The sequence below is a fragment of the Microbacterium sp. 1S1 genome (assembly GCF_008271365.1).
Taxonomy (GTDB): domain Bacteria; phylum Actinomycetota; class Actinomycetes; order Actinomycetales; family Microbacteriaceae; genus Microbacterium.
The window spans coordinates 1,695,907-1,716,712 of sequence record NZ_CP043430.1 but is presented as its reverse complement, the minus strand read 5'-3'; the positions used below and the strand labels follow the sequence as shown (position 1 = coordinate 1,716,712).

The window sequence follows — 20,806 nt, the reverse complement described above, 5'->3', positions numbered from 1 at the left end:
CGACGCGCCCCCGCGTCACCCACGCCCGTCCTTCACGGCTGCGAGAGCATCCGTGAGGGGCGGGTCTTTTCGTGTGCCGAGCCATCTCAGCCTGCGGCACCGCGAGACTTGCGCACGAGGAGTTCGCGCTCCCGGTCGTTGCCCGCCAGACCCGCCGCCACCGCGAACTCGCTGCGCGCCTCGTCCTCCCGCCCGAGCCGGCGCAGCAGTTCTCCGCGCGTCGCCGGGAGCAGGTGGTACCCGCGCAGCGACCCCGCCGCGGCCAGCTCGTCGAGCAGGCGCAGGGCGGAGGCGGGCCCCGTCGCCATCGCCACCGCGGCCGCACGGTTGAGCTCGACGACCGGAGACGGCGCGATGCGCCCGAGCGCCTCGTACACGACGACGATGCGGTCCCAGTCGGTCTCGCTCACCGACGGCGCGACCGCATGACATTCAGCGATCGCGGCCTGCAGACTGTACGGGCCCCGACCGCGGCCGAGCGCATCCGCCGTCGCCAGGGCCGCTCTCCCCCGCGAGATGCGGCCGCGATCCCATCGCCGCCGGTCCTGATCGGCGAGCAGCACCGGCTCGCCGCTCCGGTCGAGCCGGGCGGGGAAACGCGCCGCCGTGAGCTCCATGAGCGCGAGCAGCCCGTGCACCTCCGGCTCCCGGGGCAGGAGAGCGGCGAGCACGCGGCCGAGCCGGATCGCCTCGTCGCTCAGCTCAGGCCGCATCCAGTCCGGACCGCTGCTGGCCGCATGCGCTTCGTTGAAGATGAGGTACAGCACCCCGAGGACGGCACCGAGACGTGCCGCGCGCTCCTCCCGCGGTGGCACCTCGAACGGCGCCTGCGCTGCGGCGAGCGTCTTCTTCGCCCGCACGATCCGCTGCTGCACTGTCGCTGTGGGGACCAGGAACGCGCGGGCGATCTCCTCGCTCGACAGCCCGCCGACGACCCGCAGCGTGAGCGCGACCTGCGCCTCTTTCGAGAGCACCGGGTGGCACGCGATGAACACGAGCCGCAGCACGTCGTCGTCCACGGCATCCGGGTCCCAGGGCAGCTCGGGCTGTTGCGCCTGCTCGCGATGCAGATCCTGCGCGAGCAGCGCGAGCCGGTCGTTCAGCCGCTCCCGGCGGCGCCACCCGTCCACCGCCTTGCGCTTCGCCACCGCCGTGAGCCACGCGGCGGCGTTGCGCGGGATCCCGTCGGCCGACCACTGCCGCAGCGCGTCGACGAGGGCTTCCTGCGCGAGATCCTCCGCGAGGCCGAAGTCGCCGACCAGCCGCGTCAGCGTGCCCACGATGCGCGCGGACTCGATGCGCCACACCGCCGCGACCGCCCGCTCGGTCGCCTCCTGCGCGGAGGCGGCCGAGTCCATCGCCGACGATCCCTCGGGGACGTCCATCAGCGGAACGGCGTCACGACTGCTCGGCGCGGCGGGCCTGCTCCTCGCGCCAGCCCGCCTCCTTCTCGATCCACTCGTTGTCGGCCGGGAAGTCCTCCGGTCCGGTCACGCGGCGCACCTCGAGAAAGGACCCCGCACCCAATGGCGCCCGACTCGCCCATTCCGCGGCCTCCTCACGCGATGAGACCTCGATGATCCAAAAGCCGTTGAAGAGCTCCTTCGTCTCCCCGTACGGCCCGTCGGTGATGAGCGGCTTCTCCGCGCTGAAGTCGACGACGAAACCTTCCGCCGCATCGGTCAGCCCCTCGCCCGCGACGAGGACACCCGCCTTCATCATGGATTCGTTGTAACGGCCCATGGCCTCGATGACCTGCTCGAACGGCATCTCCTCGTAGGACGCGACCGCTTCGTCGGTCGCGCGCATGATGAGCATGAACTTCATGATGTTCTCCTTGTCCCGAAGGGTCGTGTCTCGACCCTCTCATCACAGACGTCGAACGGGAACACCGGAGATCGACACGGGCGGGAAAAAACTCCGAAGGCCCGACACCGCACGCGACGACGGCGCCTCAGCGGCGGCGGGAGGGCTTCGCGACAGCGTCGGTGATCACGGCGGTCAGGGCCGCCAGCGAGCGGTCGGGGCTCCACGCCTCAGCAGCGGACGGCGCCTCGGCCCGCAAGGCCGCCAGACGCTCCGGATCGCTGAGCAGGTCACGGAGCGCGTCCCGGAGCGCAGCTTCGTCTCCGCCCGGCACCAGCACTCCCCCGCCCGCGCCGAGGACATCGCGGATGCCGTACCGGACGTCGTAGGACACGACCGGAGTGCCGTGGAGCAGCGACTCCACGATGCCCAGCGGCTGCCCCTCGAACGCGGTCGACGTCACCAGCACCGACGCACGGTCCAGCACCGTCGCGGGATCGTCGGTGTACCCCGCCACCACGACGCGGTCCGCGGCGTCGAGCTCGGCGATGAGGGACTGCAGCGCATCCTGCTCCGGCCCCCCGCCCCAGATCTCCATTCGCGCGCCCGGCACGTCGGCGGCCAGGAAGGCACGGATGGCGTGGTCGATGCGCTTGCCCGCGGCCAGGCGTCCGAGCACGACGACGAGCCCCTCCTCGCGCAGGTCGTCCCGTCGCTCGACGGGTTCGATGGGGTTGGGCACGACGACGTGGTTCGCGGCGTCGCCGAACCGTGCCACGACGTCGTCACGCTGCGTGGCCGTCGGCCAGATCACCGCGTCGAAGCGGTCGGCCAGCCGGAACCACCGGGTCCAGAGCGTGTTCATCGGCGCATCGGGGGTGTACGGCGCCTCGACGTGCATCGTGTGGATGGGGTGCAGGATGCGGACGCGCGGGTCGGACCAGTCGGCGACGAGTTCGCCGAGCTGACGGGACTCGCAGATCACGACGATCGGCCGGGCCCCCAGCGCCGCGGTGACGTGGCCGAGCCAGGCGCCGTAGAGTCCGCGGAATCCGTGTAGCGCGCCGACGACCGCTCCGCTCTCGTCGTACACGAGGACGGGCTCGTCCGTGAGGTGCCAGTCCGGATTGCCGGGGATCACCGGAAGCGCCACGAAGGGACGGCCCTCCGGGTCCGAGAGCACGCGGTACTCCGCATCGGGGTCCGCCGTCACCGCGGCGTCCGCGGCGTCACGCAGCCACTCTGCGGCCCCGCCCTCCGGCGCAGCAGCCTCGTCGAACAGGTTCCGCAGGCGATCGGGGTCGGCGAGCGCGCCGCGGCCCGCGAACACCCTGCGATGCTCGGCGTGATCCGCGCGGGTTCCCGGATCGAAGGTCAGCAGCTGCGGCCCCCTGCCCTCGCCGGCGCCTGCGGCGGCCAGCAGTCGGGCACGCGCGAGCGTCGCGATCGTGTACCCGCCGTCAAGCCCCGGGATCAGCCGGCTGGACAGCACCAGGTACTCGGCATCCGGGAGGCCCGGCGCCGAGAACAGGGGCATCGCGCCCCCTACTCCCACTCGATCGTCCCCGGCGGCTTCGACGTGACGTCGAGCACGACGCGGTTGACGTCGCGGACGCCGTTGGTGATCCGGTTCGAGATCTTCGAGAGCACGTCGTACGGCAGACGGGTCCAATCGGCCGTCATCGCGTCCTCGCTGGAGACCGGGCGCAGCACGATCGGATGACCGTACGTGCGGCCGTCGCCCTGCACGCCCACCGAGCGCACATCGGCGAGGAGCACGACGGGGCACTGCCAGATCTCCTGGTCCAGACCCGCCTTCGTCAGTTCCTCACGGGCGATGGCGTCGGCTTCACGCAGAATCTCGAGACGGTCAGCGGTGACCTCACCGATGATCCGGATGCCGAGGCCGGGCCCCGGAAACGGCTGGCGACCGACGATCGCCTCGGGGATGCCGAGCTCGCGACCGATCGCACGGACCTCGTCCTTGAAGAGCGCCCGCAGCGGCTCGATGAGCTCGAAGTCGAGGTCGTCAGGGAGACCGCCCACATTGTGGTGTGACTTGATGTTGGCGGTGCCCGCGCCGCCGCCGGATTCGACGACGTCGGGGTAGAGGGTGCCCTGCACGAGGAATTTCACCGGGGCGCCGCCGTCGGCCTTCGCCTCCTCGACGAGGTCGAGCTGCACCTTCTCGAACGCGCGGATGAACTCGCGGCCGATGATCTTGCGCTTCTCCTCTGGGTCGGTCACTCCCTTGAGGTGACCGAGGAACGTCTCGGCAGCGTCGACCGTGATGAGCCGCACGCCCGTGGATTCGACGTAGTCCTTCTCGACCTGCTCGCGCTCGCCCTTGCGGAGCAGCCCGTGATCGACGAAGACGGCCGTGAGCTGATCACCGATGGCTTTGTGCACCAGGGCGGTGGAGACGGCGGAGTCCACGCCGCCGGACAGCGCCGAGATGACCCGGGCGTCGCCGACCTGCTCACGGATGCGCTCGACCTGCTCGGCGATCACGTTGTCGGGATTCCAATCGGAGGCGAGCCCCGCTCCCTTGTGGAGGAAGTTCTCCAGGACCCGCTGGCCGTGATCGGAGTGCTTGACCTCGGGGTGCCACTGCACGCCGTACAAGCCGCGCTCCTCGTTGGCGAAGGCCGCGACCTTGGTGGCCTCCGTCGTGGCGAGGACTTCGAAGCCCTCCGGAGCCTTGGCGACCTGATCACCATGGCTCATCCACACGTTCTGCTCGGTCGGCTGCCCGCTCAGCAGCGTGCCGCCGTCACCCGAGATGACCGCGTCGGTCGCGCCGTACTCGCGGAGACCGGTGTGCGCGACCTCGCCGCCGAGGGTCTGCGCCATGTACTGGAAGCCGTAGCAGATGCCGAGCGTCGGAACGCCGAGGTCGAAAACCAACGGGTCGAGCTTCGGCGCCCCCTCCTCGTACACCGATGACGGGCCGCCGGAGAGGATGATCGCGACCGGGTTCTTCGCGGCGATCTCCTCCGCCGTGGCGGTGTGCGGCACGATCTCGCTGTAGACGCCGGCCTCGCGCACGCGGCGGGCGATGAGCTGCGCGTACTGGGCGCCGAAGTCGACGACGAGCGCGGGGCGCTGCTGGGTCTCGGACTGTTCGGTCAACGGACACCTTCCGGGGCGATCGCGGAGGCCTCGGCGGCCTCCCGGGTGGCGAGATAGGTCTTCACTTCACGGGCGACGATCGCCTCCATGAAGAACGACAGCAGCGGGATGACACCGCCGAGCGCGAGGAGGATGAACCGGCGGAACGGCCACCGCATCAGGCTCCACATGCGGAAGCACGCGAAGAGGTAGACGACGTAGAACCAGCCGTGGGCGACGAGGATGAACAGCGAGATGTTGAAGCCGTCCCCGAGGGAGGTCATCTCGCACGAGTTCGTCCACGGCGCGAACAGCGACCACCACTGGCAGTCCGGTCCGGCGATGACGCCCGCGAACCAGAGCGGGCCGCCCGATCCTCCGGCGAAGAGCTCGAGGTGGATCGGCGTGTACTTCAGCACCATCTCGGCGAGCAGCAGGAGCAGCATGACTCCCGTGATGATCGACGCGATCTGGTAGAACTTCAGCGCACCGCGGATCGCCGGAAAGCTGGCGACTTTCGGTTCGGGCATGCCCCCAGTCTAGTCGGCGGCGCGCGACACCCCGACCCGGTCCCAGGGGCCCAGCTTCGGAGACGAGGGGCGACACCCCGTGCCAGGCCGCCAGGCGGCGGCGTGTCGGCGGCGAGCTCCGCAGTGGCGGTCAGCGGGAGACGACGGAGGCCGCCGGGTCACCCCGACGGCCTCCGCCTCGTCATCCGCCGTGCGGTGTCAGAACCACCCGGTCAGGAGGTCCCACAGCCAGTCGACGATGTCCTTGATGATCCCGCCGATGCCGCCGGCGCGGTTGACGGTGACGGTGGCCGTGGCCTCGTCCCCGTCCGCCTGCGACACCGCGACCGTGTACTTCCCCGGCTGGGCGTTCTTCGGCACGGTCACGGAGGCGCTGAAGGTGCCGTCCTGACGAACCTGCACCGTGCCCACCTCGACGCCCTGACCCTTCTTCGGTCGGAGCTCCACCGTGACCGTCTCGCCGGGCTGGTAGCCCTCGCCGGTGACGGAGAGCTTCTTGCCCGCGGCCACCTTCGACGAGCCGAGCGCGATGGTCCCCGCGAACTCCTCCTCGCCGGCGATCGTGAACGGCACCTGGACCGTGGTGCCTGTCGCCGGGACCTCGACCGTGAGCTGCTGCTCACCGAACACGCCCGAGGGCACCGTGAACGTGAGGGTGGCGCGGCCGCCTTCGTCGGTCGTGTCCACGACGGCCGGGTCGACCGTTCCTGCTGCCAGCTCGGTGTCACCCAGAGACAGCGTCACCGCTCCGGGGGCCGCCTCGCCGCCGCTGAACGCCAGCGAGGAGAGGGAGACCGTCACCTGGTCGCCGGCGCGGTAGCCGTCAGCGTCCGCAGGGCTGACCGTCACGCCGACCGCGCGCTGGGCGAGATCCGGAGTCGCCGTCTTGTTCGCGTCGAACCAGTCGACCATCGACTGCAGGTCGATCTTGCCGGTGTCGCGCTTGCCCTCCCCCTCCTTGAAGGTGGCGAAGTTGTCTCCGCCCCCTGCGAGGAAGGAGTTCGCCGCCACGGTGTACTCCGCGTTCGGGTCGATCGCCGTGCCGTTCAGCGTGATGGAAGTGATTCGCGAACCCTGCGCCGCCGTCGGGTCGTATGTGTAGACGAGGCCCTCGGAGACGCCGAGCTTGAGGAACGGTCGCGCCGCACCCGTCGGCTGCCACTGCTCTTCCAGGACGCTCTTCACCTGCGCACCGGTGAGCGTCAGCGTGACCAGCGTGTTGGCGAACGGTTGCACCGTCGCTGCTTCGCGGTAGGTGACGTTGCCGTTCGGGTCGTTGGCATTGCTCGACGCGTACGTCAGGTTCGCCCTGATGCCACCGGGGTTCATGAGAGCGATGTCCGCCCCCGTGGACCACTTCTGCACGTCGGCGACGAAGTTGCCGATGGTGGACTCGCCGCCACGGTTCTCGGCGCCGTTGGTCTGACGCGCGCGGTTGAAGTCGGCGGTGATGTCGCCCACCTTCACGGCCCCCAGCACGTCAGCCTCCGCCTTCGCCTTGTCGACGATCGCCTGCACCTCCGGCACCGCCGGGTACAGCGGCTTGCCCGCGGAGGTGAGCGGCTTGATCTCGTTGGTGATCGAGAGCAGCTCCTTCGTCTCGGGGTCGACCTGGATGTTCATGAGGCCCAGGTTCTCGCCGTACTGACCGGCCGACACGACCGGTCGGCCGTCGATGACGTGGTTGTACACGAGGTGCGTGTGCGCCGAGACGATCGCGTCCACGTCGTCGTCGACGCCGTAGACGATCTCGCCCAGCGGCGAGTCCTCGGTGATGGCGGAGAGCGCGGTGCTCTCCGCCCCCTCGTGCACGAGCAGGATGATGACGTCGGCCTCGCCGTTGGCAGGGTCTCCGTCGCGCAGGTCGTCGGCCACGGCGTTCACGGAGTCGGCGATGCTGCGCACCTCGAGATCCGCGATGCCCTCCGGCGAGACGAGCGAGTCGAGGTCTTCCGTGACGGCACCGACGAAACCGACGCGCACCCCGTCGAGCTCCTTCACCCAGGCCGGGGCGAGCGCGGGCTCACCCGTCTCCGTCACGAACACGTTCGAGGAGATGTACTCCCAGTCCGCGCGCTCCTGCACCCGGTCGCGCAGGTCTTCCCAGCCCTGGTCGAACTCGTGGTTGCCCGCGGCGCTCACGTCGAGGCCGGCCGCATTCAGCGCATCGATCGTCGGGTTGTCGTCGTTGATGAACGAGGTGAACGTCGACGCACCGATCAGGTCGCCAGCTCCGGCGAAGATCGTGTTCGGGTTGGCCGCACGGAACTGCTGCACGGCGCCCGCGAGGACGGCGGCACCGGCTGCAGCCCCGTCGGCCTCGATGCGGCCGTGGAAGTCGTTCACCGTGACGACGTCGATGCTCACCGGCGGGACCTCCGAGGAGACGCCGACGAGGATCGGGTCGTGGTCGCTGGAGCGGTACGGCGTGCCCTCCTCGGCGGCGCCGAACGCGTAGCCGCGGTCGCTCCACTCGGGCGAGTTGATGCCCCACACGCCCGCACCCGTGATCGACGGGACGAGCGACGGCGACGCGATCACGTGGTCGAGCGAACCGAGCTCCCCGTCGAAGGTGTAGGTGTACTGCCCGGCGGCCTTGTCGGCGGCCACGTCGCTCCACCCCTGCGAGGTGAACACGTCGATGGGGTCTTCCTGGCCGTAGGCGTTGAAGTCGCCGATCAGCAGCATGTCGCTGCTACCGCTGCTCTCTGCCAGTTCCTCCGTGAAGGCGAGGACGGCCTGCGCCTGCTTCACGCGGTCGGCGTTGAAGAAGCCCTGGCCGTCGGCCGGCTCGGCCCCGGCGCCCTGCGGCGGGGACTTCGACTTCAGGTGGTTGGCGACGACGGTGACGACGCGGCCGTCGATGTCGAACGCCTGCGCGATCGGCTCGCGGGCATTGCCCCACACGGACTCGTCGGTGACGGTGGCGCTGTCGCCGACCGTGCTCACCGCGTCCTTCTTGTAGATGATCGCGTTGGTGATGTAGTCCGTCGTCGCGGGGTCCTGCAGGGCCTCCGGTGTCGGCACGTAGTCCCAGACGTCGGAGCCCGCATCGGCGTTGAGACCGGCGACGAGGTCCTTCAGGGCGGTGTCGACGGGCTTGCCGAGCTTGACCGAGTTCTCGATCTCCATCAGCGCCACGATCTCGGCGTCCAGACCGTTGATGGCCGAGACGATCTTGGACTTCTGGATCGCGAACTGGGCGGCGTTCGCCGCGCCGCGGGCGTCGCCGTTCTCGCTCTTCAGCGTCGTGAAGTAGTTGTAGACGTTGAACGACGCGACCTGGGCGTCACCGCCCACCTCCGGGGCCTTCTCGGGACGCGGGTTCGTGGCCTCGAAGGTGACCTTGCGCTCCGCGGGCGACGAGTCGTCGATCGGCACGACCGGCTGCAGCCGCCAGTCGTCGAAGCCCCACTGGAGCACGTAGCCGTTGGATCCGAAGTCCACGGTGTCGCCGTTGCGCACCACCGCGTCCTCCGTGAAGTACGGCTGTTCGCCGGGGTGGCCGTTGTTGGTCACCTGGATGGACCAGGCGTCGTCGAGCAGGATGCGGTTGGCGCGGTTCGCGGCCGCGATGGCCGCCGCCTCGGCACCCGGACGCGTGGTCTCCGTGCTCTTGACGTTGAGGTCGTCTCCGGTGTTGAGCCACAGCGTGCCGTAGTTGTACAGCTGGTGGCTGGAGGCGAGACGATACGTGCCGGTCGGGGCGACGTACATGTTCTCGTACTGCTCGCGGTCGGCACCACGCACCGTGTCGGGAAGCGGCGTGAGGGAGGGCACGCCGACACCGGCCGTGACGACCGAGACGTCGGCCGCCGCGGTCGGCGCGATCTGGGTCTGACCGTAGTACTCGCTCACCGTGCCGGTCACCGAGACGAGGTCGCCGATCTCGAGCGTGGGCGCGAGGCTGTTCAGGAAGACGAACACGCCGTCCGAGGCGCCAGGGGTCGCATCGGTGCCGCCGCCGGAGCCCTGCGTCTGGATCACGATGCCCTTGTAGCCGCCGGTGCGGTGGTCGGCGGTGACGACACCCTCGACGCGGACGCGCTGCCCGGCGAGCGGCGAGACCTCACCGGTGCCCTGCACCTCGGCGATCGTGGCGGCCTTCGGCTCCGTTCCCGGCTCCTCGCCCGGGTCGGTGCCGGGGTCGCCGCCGCCGGAGTTCTGCGGGGTGATGGTGGCCGACAGCGCGAAGTCGGCCTTGTTGTCGTCCGCGTCGGTGCCGGCCGTGCGGTTCAGCGACCGGACGTCGGTGTTGCTCGAGGGGCTGGTCGCCGCGGCCGTCTCGAAGGTGTTCGAGGTTCCGTAGCCGAGGAGGTCGATCACGCCGTCGACGCCGACCGCCGAGCCGGGGGTCAGGGTGACCGCCGCCGTGCCCTCGACGAGGGCCAGGGTGCCGTTGGTGCCGCTCGGGCTCAGCGTGGTGGTCACGTCGGGCGTGGGCAGCGCGGCGCCGTTGGTGCCGTTGCTGTTGGCCTGCACGAGGAAGTAGCCGCCCGCCGGGATCGTCCCCTTCAGCGGCGCGACGCCGTTGAAGGCACCCGTCCCGGTCGCCGACCGGTACTGCAGCGACATCCCGTCGAGGGCGATGGGGGCCGTGGTCGGGTTGTACAGCTCGACGAACTTGTTCGTGAACGCCGCGCCGGCGCTTCCGCCGGACAGGTAGGCCTCGTTGATCACCACCCCGGTGCCCTCGGTGTTCGCCGAGGCGGGCGCTGCCACCAGCGAGCCGAGGCTCAGGGCGGCGACGCACGTCGCGGCGAGAGCGCCGACGCGCCCTCGGATTCTGCGGTGCGAGACGGGGGTCAGGGTCTCCCCGTGCTCAGGAGCGGACATCATCGGTGCTGTCTCCTCGATCGTGTTCCGGCGCTGCTCAGGACGCTGTCATCGCGCGCATCGGGAACTCCCAGCGTGCGCACATGGAGCGAGCATACGGAGCGGTCCGGACATCCTCAACGGAGTTTTCCCATTGGTCACCCAGCGCTCACCGATCGGCCGCGACACCCCCTGACGAAGGTTCACACGGGGGCCTCGCCGCGCGCAGAAGCGCATGGGTGGACGCGCGGATGCGCAGGCGCCGTCAGACCGCCGCCGCTCCCTCGGCATCCTCGAACTCCTCGAGCTCGCGCTCCCACGCGTCCTTCGCCAGGCGATACCAGAGGTAGAACGCGAAGCCCGCGAAGATGACCCACTCGGCCGCGTAGAAGACGTTGAGCCAGTTGACCGGGGACTGCTCCTCCGGGGCCGGGGAGGCGATGTCGACGAGTCCCGCCGATGCCGTCGTCGAAGCGAGGTACGGGCGATACACGTCGAGCTGCTCGATATCGTGCCAGCGGCTCAGCAGGGCGGCCGGGGACATCCGGTCCAGCTGCTCCGGGTCCGTCCGCGGAGGCACCGACGGGCCCTCGTCCGAGATGACGCGGCCGGCGACCTCCACCACGGCACCGTCCGCGGCGGACTCCAGGCGCTCCACGGCCGCGTCCGCGGCATCGCGATCCGGAGCCCAACCGATCGCCACCGCCAGCGAGAGCCGCTCGTCGACGCGGAGCTGTCCGGTCACCCAGTAGCCCTCCACGCCGTCATTGAAGCGGCTCCCGACGACGAGGAAGTCGCCGGGGATCCAGACACCCTCGGTCTCCACGCGTTGGCCGACGAGCGGCTCCGGGAGGTACTCCCCCGGCTCGACCACCTCCGTCAGCGGGCGCACCTGCTCCGTCGCCCCGGGCGGCGGCGGATCGGTCTCGATCGCCCGCTCCAGCTGCCACTGACCGAGCCAGGCGAACACCCCGGCGACGACGAGGCACAGGAGGAGCATCGCGATCCAGCGTCCCCGCAGCATGACCTCGCGGAGGGTCGGCGGGAACGGAGCAGGAGCGGTCACGGTGGCGCGGAGACCTCAGGCCTCGTACGGGGCCAGCACGACCTCGACCCGCTGGAACTCCTTGAGGTCGGAGTACCCGGTGGTGGCCATCGACTTGCGCAGCGCGCCGATGAGGTTCGCGGTGCCGTCGGCGACGGGGGCCGGCCCGTACAGGATCTCCTCCAGCGTGCCGATGCCGCCGACCTCCACCCGACGACCCCGGGGGAGCTTCGGGTGGTGAGCTTCCGGGCCCCAGTGGAAACCCTGCCCCGGAGCGTCCGTGGCGCGGGCCAGGGCGACGCCGAGCATGACCGCGTCGGCACCCATGGCGACCGCCTTCACGATGTCGCCCGACGTGCCCACACCGCCGTCGGCGATCACGTGGACGTAGCGCCCGCCCGACTCGTCGAGGTAGTCGCGCCGCGCGGCCGCCACGTCGGACACCGCGGTCGCCATCGGCGCGTGGATGCCGAGGGTGGCGCGGGTGGTGGACGCCGCACCGCCGCCGAAGCCGACGAGGACGCCGGCCGCGCCCGTCCGCATGAGGTGCAGCGCGGCCGTGTAGGTCGCCGCGCCGCCCACGATCACCGGCACATCGAGGTCGTAGATGAACTTCTTGAGGTTCAGCGGTTCCGCCACGCTCGACACGTGCTCGGCGGAGACGGTCGTGCCCCGGATGACGAACAGGTCCACCCCCGCCGCGGCGACGGTGTCGTAGAACTCCTGCGTGCGCTGCGGGGTGAGGGACCCGGCGACGGTGACACCCGCCTCGCGGATCTCAGCGAGACGGCGGGTGATGAGCTCGGGCTTGATCGGCTCGGAGTACAGCTCCTGCATGCGCACGGTCGCACGGTCCTCCGCCAGACCGGCGATCTCGGTGAGCAGCGGCTCCGGATCCTCGTAACGGGTCCACAGCCCCTCGAGGTCGAGCACCCCCAGGCCGCCGAGCTGCCCGAGCATGATCGCGGTGCGGGGGCTGACGACAGAGTCCATCGGCGCGCCGAGCACCGGGATCTCGAACCCGAAGGCGTCGATCGTCCATGCGGTGGACACGTCCTCGGGGTTCCGGGTGCGCCGCGACGGCACCACCGCGATGTCGTCGAACGTGTACGCGCGACGCGCACGCTTTCCTCGGCCGAGCTCGATCTCCATGGTCACCCGTCCAGCCTACCCGGCGCCCGGGAGCCTCCGCGGCGGTCAACGTGCACGCGCCACCCGCCGTTCGTCCCACACTGGTTCATCGGACTCGTAGACCTCGCCGTCCGCGCCGAACACGAGGAACCGGTCGAACGAGCGCGCGAACCAACGGTCGTGCGTGACGGCGACCACCGTGCCCTCGAAGCGCTCGAGCGCGTCCTCCAGCGCCTCCGCCGACTCCAGATCGAGGTTGTCGGTGGGCTCGTCGAGGAGCAGGAGGGTCGCCCCGGAGAGCTCGAGCAAGAGCACCTGGAAGCGTGCCTGCTGCCCGCCGGAGAGCGATTCGAACGGCTGCTGCGCCTGTCGGACCAGGCCGTACCTGTCCAGAGCAGAACTGGCCGCGTCGCGGGGCATGCCGTCGCGCAGGTCGTCTCCGCGATGCAGGATCTCCAGCAGCGTACGGCCCACGAACTCCGGGTGGGCGTGGGTCTGCGCGAAGAGCCCCGGCACGACCCGCGCGCCCAGCACCGCACGTCCGGTGTGGTCGACGGGGCCGAGCTCCTCCCCTGCGGCGGTGACGTGGCCGAGCGACGGATCCGGGTCGGTCCCGCCCCGGGCCAGCAGCCGCAGGAAGTGCGACTTGCCTGAGCCGTTCGAGCCGAGGACGCCGACGCGGTCGCCGTACCAGATCTCGGCGTCGAACGGACGCATGAGGCCCGACAACCCGAGCCGGTCCGCCACCACCGCCCGCTTCCCGGTCCTGGCACCGCGCAGCCGTATGTCGAACTCCTGCGCCGGGGGCCGCTCCTCCGGCGGGCCCGCCTCCTCGAACTTCCGCAGCCGTGTCTGAGCGGCCTGGTAGCGCGAAGCGAACCCGTCGTTGGCCGCGGCCTTCACCTTGAGGTTCGCCACGAGGACGCGCAGCTTCTCGTGCTGCTCGTCCCACCGCCGTCGCAGCTCGTCGAGCCTGTCCATCCGGTCGGTCCGAGCCTGGTGGTAGGTGGCGAAGCCGCCGCCATGCACCCAGGCGGTCGAACCCGCCGCGCCGGGCTCGAGCGTGATGAGCCGATCGGCGGCGCGGGCCAGGAGCTCGCGGTCGTGCGAGACCAGCAGCACGGTCTTGTCCGTGGCGCGCAGCCTCTCCTCGAGCCACCGCTTGGTCGGCACGTCGAGATAGTTGTCCGGTTCGTCGAGGAGGAGGACCTCGTCGGGCCCGCGCAGCAGCGCCTCCAAGGCGAGGCGTTTCTGTTCGCCTCCCGAGAGCGAGGTGAGCTCGCGGTAGCGGGCGCGCTCGAACGGCACCCCGAGAGCCGCGACCGTGCACTGGTCCCAGATCGTCTCGTGCTCGTAGCCTCCGGCGTCCGCGTACTCGGCGAGAGCCGAGGCGTAGGCCATCTGGGTGTCGTGCTCGTCCCGGTCGATGAGCGCGTTCTCCGCCGCGTCCAGCGCCTCCGCCGCCGCCCGCAGACGCGTGGGGGCCACGCGCACGAGCAGCTCGTGCACGGTCTGGCCCGGTTCGCCGTGCCCGACGAACTGGTCCATGACGCCGAGGCCGCCGTCGATGGCCACGACGCCGTCGTCGGCAGGCAGCTCGCCGCGGATGATCCGCAACAGCGTGGTCTTGCCCGCCCCGTTCGGCCCGATGAGGGCGCTCGTCGACCCCGCGCCGACGCGGAACGATACGTCGTCGAGAAGCGGTCTGCCGTCGGGAAGCGTCAGCGAGATCCCGGATGCGTCGATGTACCCCACCAGCGTGGCCGTCCTTCCGCCCGCGGACGGCGAGCCGACCAGGCTATCAGTCCGCGCGGCTGAGCGTCTGCAGGACCTCGGTCTTGGGAGCGGCCGGGAGCACGAAGCGGAATTCGGTGCCGACGCCCTCCTGGCTGGTGACGTCCATCGTGCCGCCGTGCGCCAGCACGATCGCCCTGGTGATCGTGAGACCGAGACCGATGCCCGGCACCGCGTTCCGCGTGGCCGTCGATGCCCGGAAGAACCGGGTGAACAGCATGCCCTGCTCGTCCTCCGGGATGCCGACGCCGGTGTCGGCGACGGCGATCTGCACGCCGCCGTCGACCCGGCGCACGACCGCCGCCACGCGGCCGCCGCGTGGAGTGAACTTGATGGCGTTGGAGAGGAGGTTGTCGACCGCCTGCCCGATGCGACCGGGGTCGACGAACAGCGGGATCGGCTCATCGCCGACCTGCAGGTCCAGCTCGATCCCCTCGCGCTGGGCGTGGGGCCCCGCGGAGGCGACCGCCGAGCGCACGATGTCGGCGACGTCTGCCTCGTCCCGCTCCAGGGGGAAGCGTCCCGACTCCACCTGCGCCGTGAACAGAAGATCGCCGACGAGGTTGAGGAGGCGCTTCGCGTTCCGCTCGATGATGCCGACGAACTCCTGCTGGTCCTCGGTCAGAGGCTGTCCCGGATCGTTCTGCAGCAGGTCGAGGAAGCCGATGATGGCGCTCAGCGGCGTGCGCAGCTCGTGGGAGATCATGCCGACGAACTCGTCCTTCATCCGGGCGACCTCGACGGCTCTGGTCTCGTCGGTGAGCACGAAGAGGTAGCCCTGCTGCGCACCCGACGGGTCCTTGTGCGGGGTCACCGTCACGCGCGCCGGCACCGTGGTCCCACCAGCGGTCCTGACCTCGATGTCACCGTCGACGGTCTGCCCCGCGTCCGCCTGCGCGAAGAGCGCACGAAGTCCCTCCGGAAGCTCGCTGTGCCCGGGCGCCTCGTCGCGCACGGGCGAGGCACCCGCGACCTCCCCGCGCGCCTCCGTGTCCTCCGCCAGGAACGTCAGCGCCGACGCCGAGAAGAAGCGGTCCACGCGGACGTCGTCGAGGGCTTCGTCGTGGGAGAGGCCGAGCAGGCGGACGGCCCCGGGATTCCAGGCCGTGACCCGGCCGGCTCGGTCCGTGCCGATCACGGCTTGGGCGGTGATGGACGCCCACAGACCCTCGAACGAGTCGAGGAGCACCCGGTACTCGTGCTCCTTCTGCCGAAGCTGGACGATCATCGAGACGTTCTCGGAAAGCGCCTTGGTCCGCTCGGTGACCAGCTCCTCCGCCTGCTGGACCCGCAGGCGCTGCTGCCGTGAGAGCTCGTTCACCACCGCGGCGACGGCGGCGAAGACGAGAGGCCCCACGACCCCGCGGAGCCACACCACCGCGTTCGTCGGCGGCTCGGCGACGTAGGGGATCAGGAGAGCGATCGACGTCAGGGCGCCGACGACGAAGACCCAGCGGATCCCGGGAGCGGCGGCGATCCAGATGACCGGCAGCAGCACGAGCGACCCGAAGAGCGACGCCGCGCCTCCGGTCCCGGCCCGGAACAGCCCGAGTCCGACGATGTCGACCATCGGGACCAGCAGCACGATCCAGCCCTCGCGGATGTGCCGTGCGCTGAGCACGCCGGCGTGCACCGTCGCGACGAGGACGACCGCGAGGCCCACCAGCGCGAGGGCGACATCGGTGAACGGCAGACCGGGGATGGCCCACGTCATCACGCCCGCGAGCGCGGCGGCGACGAGCGTCGGCATCTGCTTGACGATGGGGCTCGGGTTGTCGACGACCCGGTACCAGCGGTTCTCCGCGCGTTCCAGTGGCGTGGCCCTCACCGCGGCACCCTCTCCACGACGCGATGCAGGTCCGCCCCGGTGATCGGCTTCGGCAGTGCGGCGTCGGCCGGCGGATACTCCGCGACGTCGAGGACGGAGCTGACGATGACGAAGCAGTCCGGGTAGCGCTCGTGGACGAGCCGGCAGCAGGCCTGACCGGAGATCCCCGGCAACAGCAGATCCAGGACGGCGACCTTGGGCTCGATGTCGGGGAACGCCGCGATCGCGGATTCCGCATCGGGCGCGACGAACACGTCGAAGCCCTCACGGTCGAGGTAGCGCCCGAGGAGGGTCGCCTGGTCCGGCGCGTCCTCGACGACCAGGGCGAGCGGCCGTCCGGTCATCGCAGGAGCAGCTCTCGGACGACGACGATCACGACGACGACGGCGAGCGAGAGCAGCGCCTGCGGGACGAGCCGCCGCTCCTTCCGGGCATCGGCGGCGATCTCTTCGACTTCGGCGTCGTGCGAGGGGGCATCGCTCATGAGTCGACCCGTCCGATCTTCTCGGTCTTGATCCAGGAGGCATCCGCGCGACGCCATTCCTTCAGGTAGGAGTCGGCGGTGATCGCGCAGAGCAGCGAACCGTACCCGCAGACGTACAGGAGCAGCCCCGCGAAGAAGCGACCGGCGGGCAGCGGCTCGACCGCTCTGGCGAGCCAGATGCCCAGCATCGACACCGGCCCCCAGAGATAGAAGGCCACCAGCCACAGCACGCGTGTCTGCTCGGACGGCTCCTCTCCGAAGGCCCGGATCAGGCTGTCGAAGGCCCACGGGAAGAGCGCCAGTGCCATGAGGATGAGGGCGCCAAGGCCGGGGAACATGATCGCCTCACGCCAGGACTGTCGCCCGATCCGCGGGTCGAGCTGTGCCGAGTAGAGCATCGAGAAGATGTAAATGCACGCGGCCGCGATCCACATGAACCGGAAGATGAACTCGGCGATGTCGCTGTGCAGGAGCAGGAGGACGATCATCGCGGCGGCGGCGAGGAGCATGAGCGCCGGCATCAGCAGGATCGTGAACCAGGCGAGACCGAAGGCGATGCTGCCGAGGTTGTGGTCGCGGCTCGGCCGGAACCACAGCTTCTTGTAGATCGAGGTGAGCTGCACGTTCCCGCGCGCCCAGCGCAGACGCTGCTTCCACAGGCTGTCGATCGTGCGCGGCTCCTCGGCGAACACCACGGCATGCGGCTCGAACACCATCCGGCGGCCCCGGAGCTGGCTCTCGAAGGTCGTCATGGTGTCCTCGGCGAGCGTGCCGGTCGGGATGCGGCCGCCGATCGCCTCGAGATTCGCTCGGGAGTGCAGCTGCGCTCCCCCGGCGAGACACGCGATGGCTCCTCCGACATTCTGTGTGCGCCGCGCCGAGAGCTGTCCGATGACGTACTCGATCGCGATGAAGCGCGTGAGGTAGTTGCGGTCCCTGCTGCCCTCCGCGATGTAGGCCGTGGCCGCCCCCACCTTCTCGTCGGCGAGGTGCCGGGTGAGCTTGCGCAGTGAATCGCGAGCGAAGATCACGTCGGCGTCCATGATGAGCACCGCCTCGGTCCACGGGTCCGCGAGCACGACATCGAGGCCGTGGTTGAGGGTGTGCGCCTTCCCCTCGCCGCCCTTCTCCCGCCGCAGGTGGACGACGCGACCGGGGTAGGTCGCGGCCTTCTGCTGCACGATCGCCGGGGTGTCGTCGGTGGACGCGTCATCGACGACGAAGACCCGCAGGCGCTCGGCGGGGTACTCCAGCTGCAACAGACGCTCGATCGCCGGACCGATGACCAGTCCCTCGTTCCATGCCGGGATCACCACGGCCACGTTCGGGTGGTACGGGGCGGCCTTGCCGTAGTGGTTGCGGAAGGCGTGCAGCGGCAGCATCAGGAACTGCAGCCCCGTGTTGACCACGGGCAGCGTGCCGATGAGCACGCACAGGAGGAGGATGACGACGACGACCGTCTCGATCCAGCTCAGTTCCGGCATCAGCGTCCCTCCGACGGCTCGAGCAGTGGGACGATTCGGGAGTACCGGCCGACGTCCGCGGCCGCGTGGCTGTCGGTCGACGCGACGATCCCCGCGCCGGCGCGCTCCAGCGCGGTCAGCGCCTCCGCTCCGGGGCAGACCCACTTCTCGTTCACCTCGACGAGGGTGCCGGTCTCCGCGGCGGCCCGGGCCCACGCGTCCAGGCGCTCGGCACCCAGCTCTCCCTCCGTGAGACCGATCTTCGGCAGGATCGAGAAGCAGTGCGCGAGCTGGTTGCCGGGGTGGCGGCGCATCGTCGCGATCACGGCATCCACGAACTGATCGAGGACGTCGGCGGCGGCCCAGCCTGCGGCCATCCGCTCGCGGACGGCGGTGGGACCCAACGGCCCGTCCACCCCGGGGAACTGATGATCGGCGATGAGGATCCGGTCGATCCCCCGCGGGAGCGACGGGATGTCGAGCTCCCCGGAGACGTCGAGGATCTTCGCCTCGACGCCCGTGAGCACCGTCAGCCCCTCGGGCACGCGCAGGCGCCGGACCGCGGCGAGGTACTCGGGAACCCAGGTCGTGCTCTGCCGCACGTGGTCGACGAGGCGCACCGTCGCGAGACCGGCGGCCGCCGCAGCCCCCACGTTCTCCTCCAGCGTGGAGACCGCGTCGTCGGAGAACGTGGAGTGGACGTGGTGATCGCCGCGCAGCGCGGGATGGCTCACAGCTCCTCCTGGTGCCCGGCGTGCGCCGACACGAGGACCTCGTCGACCTCGACGATCACGTCCTCCAGGAAGCGCACCGAGGCGACCTCGCGGAACGGCACGTGCACCGGGATCTCCCTCCCGAGGAAGAGGTCGGCCACGAGCGACGGGATGTCGACGCCGGCCGCGATCGTGAGCGGGAGCGCCCCGGGGAAGCGCGGGTTGACCTCGAGCAGCACGGCCCGGCCGTCGCGGTCACGCCGGAGCTGCACGTTCGCCACGCCCACCAGCCCGATCGCCCGGGCGATGGCGGCGGCCGTCTCCTCGAGCTCGGGGTCGCGGAGGGTGCGGCCGGCGATGGCGACCCCGGAGTCCACGCGGGCGCGCGTGCGGGGCACCGCGGCGACCACGCCGCCCGCCGCATCGGCGATCACGTCGACCGAGTACTCGTCACCGGGGAGGAAGTCCTGGACGATCAGCCCCTCGTCCACGGGCAACGCGGCGAGCGCGGCCGCATCGGGCACGAGGCGCACCCCGCGGCTGCCCGCTCCCTGCCGGGGCTTGGCGAACACGGGGAACTCCCACGCGACCTCCGCGGCGTCCGGGCCGGCGAGCGCGGTGCGCGGCACGCGTCCGGTCGGGGCGCAGCGCTCGGCGAGCGCGAGCTTGTCGAGAGCGGTGTGCAGGGTGTCCGCGGGCGGGGCCGCGAGCACGGCGGGGGCGAGCTCGTCGCGGCGGTCCGCGAGGGCGATCAGCTCGACGTCGACGGTCGAGATCACGAGGTCGAGACCGTCCTCCGCGACCAGCCGCGCGATCGCCGGCACGAAGTCCGGGTCACGCCCCGGCGGTACGAGACGCCGCTGCGCCGGGGGGACGAGGTAGATGCCACTGGCCCACCCGTCCATGTCCGCGGCGAAGACGGTGAGGTCGGCCCGCCGCAGCAGGGACCGGATCACCGCGACGCCGGCGGGGCCACCGGCACCGGTGACCAACACGCGTTTCGTCATTCAGCTCTCCCGTCGCGTCAGTTCGTGGGCACCGATGAACTCGGCGGTCTCCCGCACGACCTCCAGGGGCTCGACGGCTTCGCCGCCACCGAACCTCGACCAGTACCGGGCGGTGGCGGTGACGAACTCGGGCGCGAGATAGTCCCGGTTCGCCGCCGTCTGCGACTGGAAGCACGCCAGCAGGCGCAGCTTGTCGTCCAGGAAGCGGTCGATGCGGACGAAGCGCGTGGGCCGGTAGTCGATGGTCGCGGAGGGACTCTGATAGCAGGCGACCGTGCCGACGCGGCGGGTCGCCACGATCGTCGCCTCGTTCACTGCGCGGTGGTCCTGGTGGCGATCGTTGTGCGAGTGGGTGTAGACGATGGTCGGCTGGATCTCCTGCACGACCTCTTCGATGAGGCGGACCGTCGAACCCCCGCCCGAGATCTCGGTGTCGACGAGGTCCTTCACGAACAGGCGGGCGCCCACCTGCTCGGCGGCGGCGAGCGACTCGTGCTGGCGGCTGTCCGCATCACCGCCGCGGGCCCCGCGGGAGAGCGTGAGGATCGTGATCCGGTCCCCCGCGGCGGCGTGTGCGGCGAGGATGCCGCCGACGCCGATTTCGACGTCGTCCGGGTGCGCCCCGATCGCGAGGACGACCTCGCCGGTCTTGGCCTCGGCCTTCCGGCGTCGGGACTCCTCGACGAGCCGGGTGACCGACTCCACGAGTCGGGCGTTGTCGAGCGGCTTCGTGAGGAACTCGTCGGCCTGCGCGCGGAGTGCGGACACCGCATACTCCACCGAGACGTGGGCCGTCATCACGATGACCGGCACGGTCGGCATGGTGCGCCGCAGCTCGGCCAACAACTCCAGACCGCTCAGTCCCGGCATCTCGATGTCGGTGACGACGACGTCGGGCGGTGTCACGGCGGCTTTCTCGATCGCGGACCGGCCGTCGTCGGCGAGTTCGACCACACAGCCCGCTCGCCGTTCCAGGACGGTCTTGACGAGCAGCGCGACGTCGTGGTCGTCGTCGACGACGAGGACGCGAGGGGAGGCCTCAGCCATATACAGCTCTCCTTGGGGAGATTCCCTGCCGA

General features: G+C 70.6%; 16 protein-coding genes. All 16 read right to left on the bottom strand.

Annotation, left to right across the window (positions count from 1 at the left end; translation table 11 throughout):
- Positions 1-86: 86 nt before the first annotated feature.
- On the bottom strand, positions 87-1,358 hold the full coding sequence (locus tag FY549_RS08410; RefSeq protein ID WP_149086050.1) for an RNA polymerase sigma factor: 1,272 nt from the start codon (positions 1,356-1,358) through the stop codon (positions 87-89).
- 40 nt (positions 1,359-1,398) lie between these two features.
- Complete coding sequence (locus FY549_RS08405; protein WP_149084636.1) at positions 1,399-1,827, bottom strand: YciI family protein; 429 nt, start codon at positions 1,825-1,827, stop codon at positions 1,399-1,401.
- A 127-nt stretch (positions 1,828-1,954) separates the two neighbouring features.
- A complete protein-coding gene (locus FY549_RS08400; RefSeq protein WP_149084635.1) occupies positions 1,955-3,343 on the bottom strand; it encodes a glycosyltransferase in 1,389 nt (462 codons plus the stop codon).
- An 8-nt stretch (positions 3,344-3,351) separates the two neighbouring features.
- Entirely contained in the window at positions 3,352-4,938 is a 1,587-nt protein-coding gene (gene guaA / locus FY549_RS08395; RefSeq protein ID WP_149084634.1) for a glutamine-hydrolyzing GMP synthase, read from the bottom strand.
- Positions 4,935-5,447 (bottom strand): DUF3817 domain-containing protein, encoded by a 513-nt coding sequence (locus FY549_RS08390; RefSeq protein WP_062635876.1) that lies wholly within the window; start codon positions 5,445-5,447, stop codon positions 4,935-4,937. The genes guaA and FY549_RS08390 overlap by 4 nt, the downstream gene beginning before the upstream one ends.
- 198 nt (positions 5,448-5,645) lie before the next feature.
- Positions 5,646-10,286 carry an ExeM/NucH family extracellular endonuclease gene (locus FY549_RS08385; RefSeq protein WP_149084633.1) on the bottom strand — a complete coding sequence of 1,547 codons (4,641 nt, stop codon included), beginning with the start codon at positions 10,284-10,286 and terminating at the stop codon, positions 5,646-5,648.
- A 241-nt stretch (positions 10,287-10,527) separates the two neighbouring features.
- Positions 10,528-11,286 (bottom strand): SURF1 family protein, encoded by a 759-nt coding sequence (locus FY549_RS08380; RefSeq protein ID WP_149086049.1) that lies wholly within the window; start codon positions 11,284-11,286, stop codon positions 10,528-10,530.
- A gap of 57 nt (positions 11,287-11,343) precedes the next feature.
- Positions 11,344-12,459, bottom strand: coding sequence for a GuaB3 family IMP dehydrogenase-related protein (locus FY549_RS08375; RefSeq protein ID WP_149086048.1), 1,116 nt, complete (start codon positions 12,457-12,459; stop codon positions 11,344-11,346).
- Between the two features lie 45 nt (positions 12,460-12,504).
- Positions 12,505-14,193, bottom strand: coding sequence for an ABC-F family ATP-binding cassette domain-containing protein (locus FY549_RS08370; RefSeq protein WP_149084632.1), 1,689 nt, complete (start codon positions 14,191-14,193; stop codon positions 12,505-12,507).
- 46 nt (positions 14,194-14,239) lie between these two features.
- Positions 14,240-16,060, bottom strand: a complete 1,821-nt coding sequence (locus tag FY549_RS08365; RefSeq protein ID WP_149084631.1) for a PAS domain-containing sensor histidine kinase — start codon at positions 16,058-16,060, stop codon at positions 14,240-14,242.
- Positions 16,057-16,404 (bottom strand): response regulator, encoded by a 348-nt coding sequence (locus FY549_RS08360; RefSeq protein WP_149084630.1) that lies wholly within the window; start codon positions 16,402-16,404, stop codon positions 16,057-16,059. The genes FY549_RS08365 and FY549_RS08360 overlap by 4 nt, the downstream gene beginning before the upstream one ends.
- Positions 16,401-16,544, bottom strand: a complete 144-nt coding sequence (locus FY549_RS16505) for a hypothetical protein (RefSeq protein WP_187614834.1) — start codon at positions 16,542-16,544, stop codon at positions 16,401-16,403. The genes FY549_RS08360 and FY549_RS16505 overlap by 4 nt, the downstream gene beginning before the upstream one ends.
- A complete protein-coding gene (locus FY549_RS08355) occupies positions 16,541-18,028 on the bottom strand; it encodes a glycosyltransferase family 2 protein (RefSeq protein WP_149084629.1) in 1,488 nt (495 codons plus the stop codon). Before FY549_RS08355 ends, FY549_RS16505 begins: the two co-directional genes overlap by 4 nt.
- Entirely contained in the window at positions 18,028-18,741 is a 714-nt protein-coding gene (locus tag FY549_RS08350; protein ID WP_149084628.1) for a PHP domain-containing protein, read from the bottom strand. Before FY549_RS08350 ends, FY549_RS08355 begins: the two co-directional genes overlap by 1 nt.
- Positions 18,738-19,727, bottom strand: a complete 990-nt coding sequence (locus FY549_RS08345) for an ATP-grasp domain-containing protein (protein ID WP_149084627.1) — start codon at positions 19,725-19,727, stop codon at positions 18,738-18,740. The genes FY549_RS08350 and FY549_RS08345 overlap by 4 nt, the downstream gene beginning before the upstream one ends.
- Complete coding sequence (locus FY549_RS08340; protein ID WP_149084626.1) at positions 19,728-20,774, bottom strand: response regulator; 1,047 nt, start codon at positions 20,772-20,774, stop codon at positions 19,728-19,730. It abuts the gene before it with no gap.
- Positions 20,775-20,806: the final 32 nt, after the last annotated feature.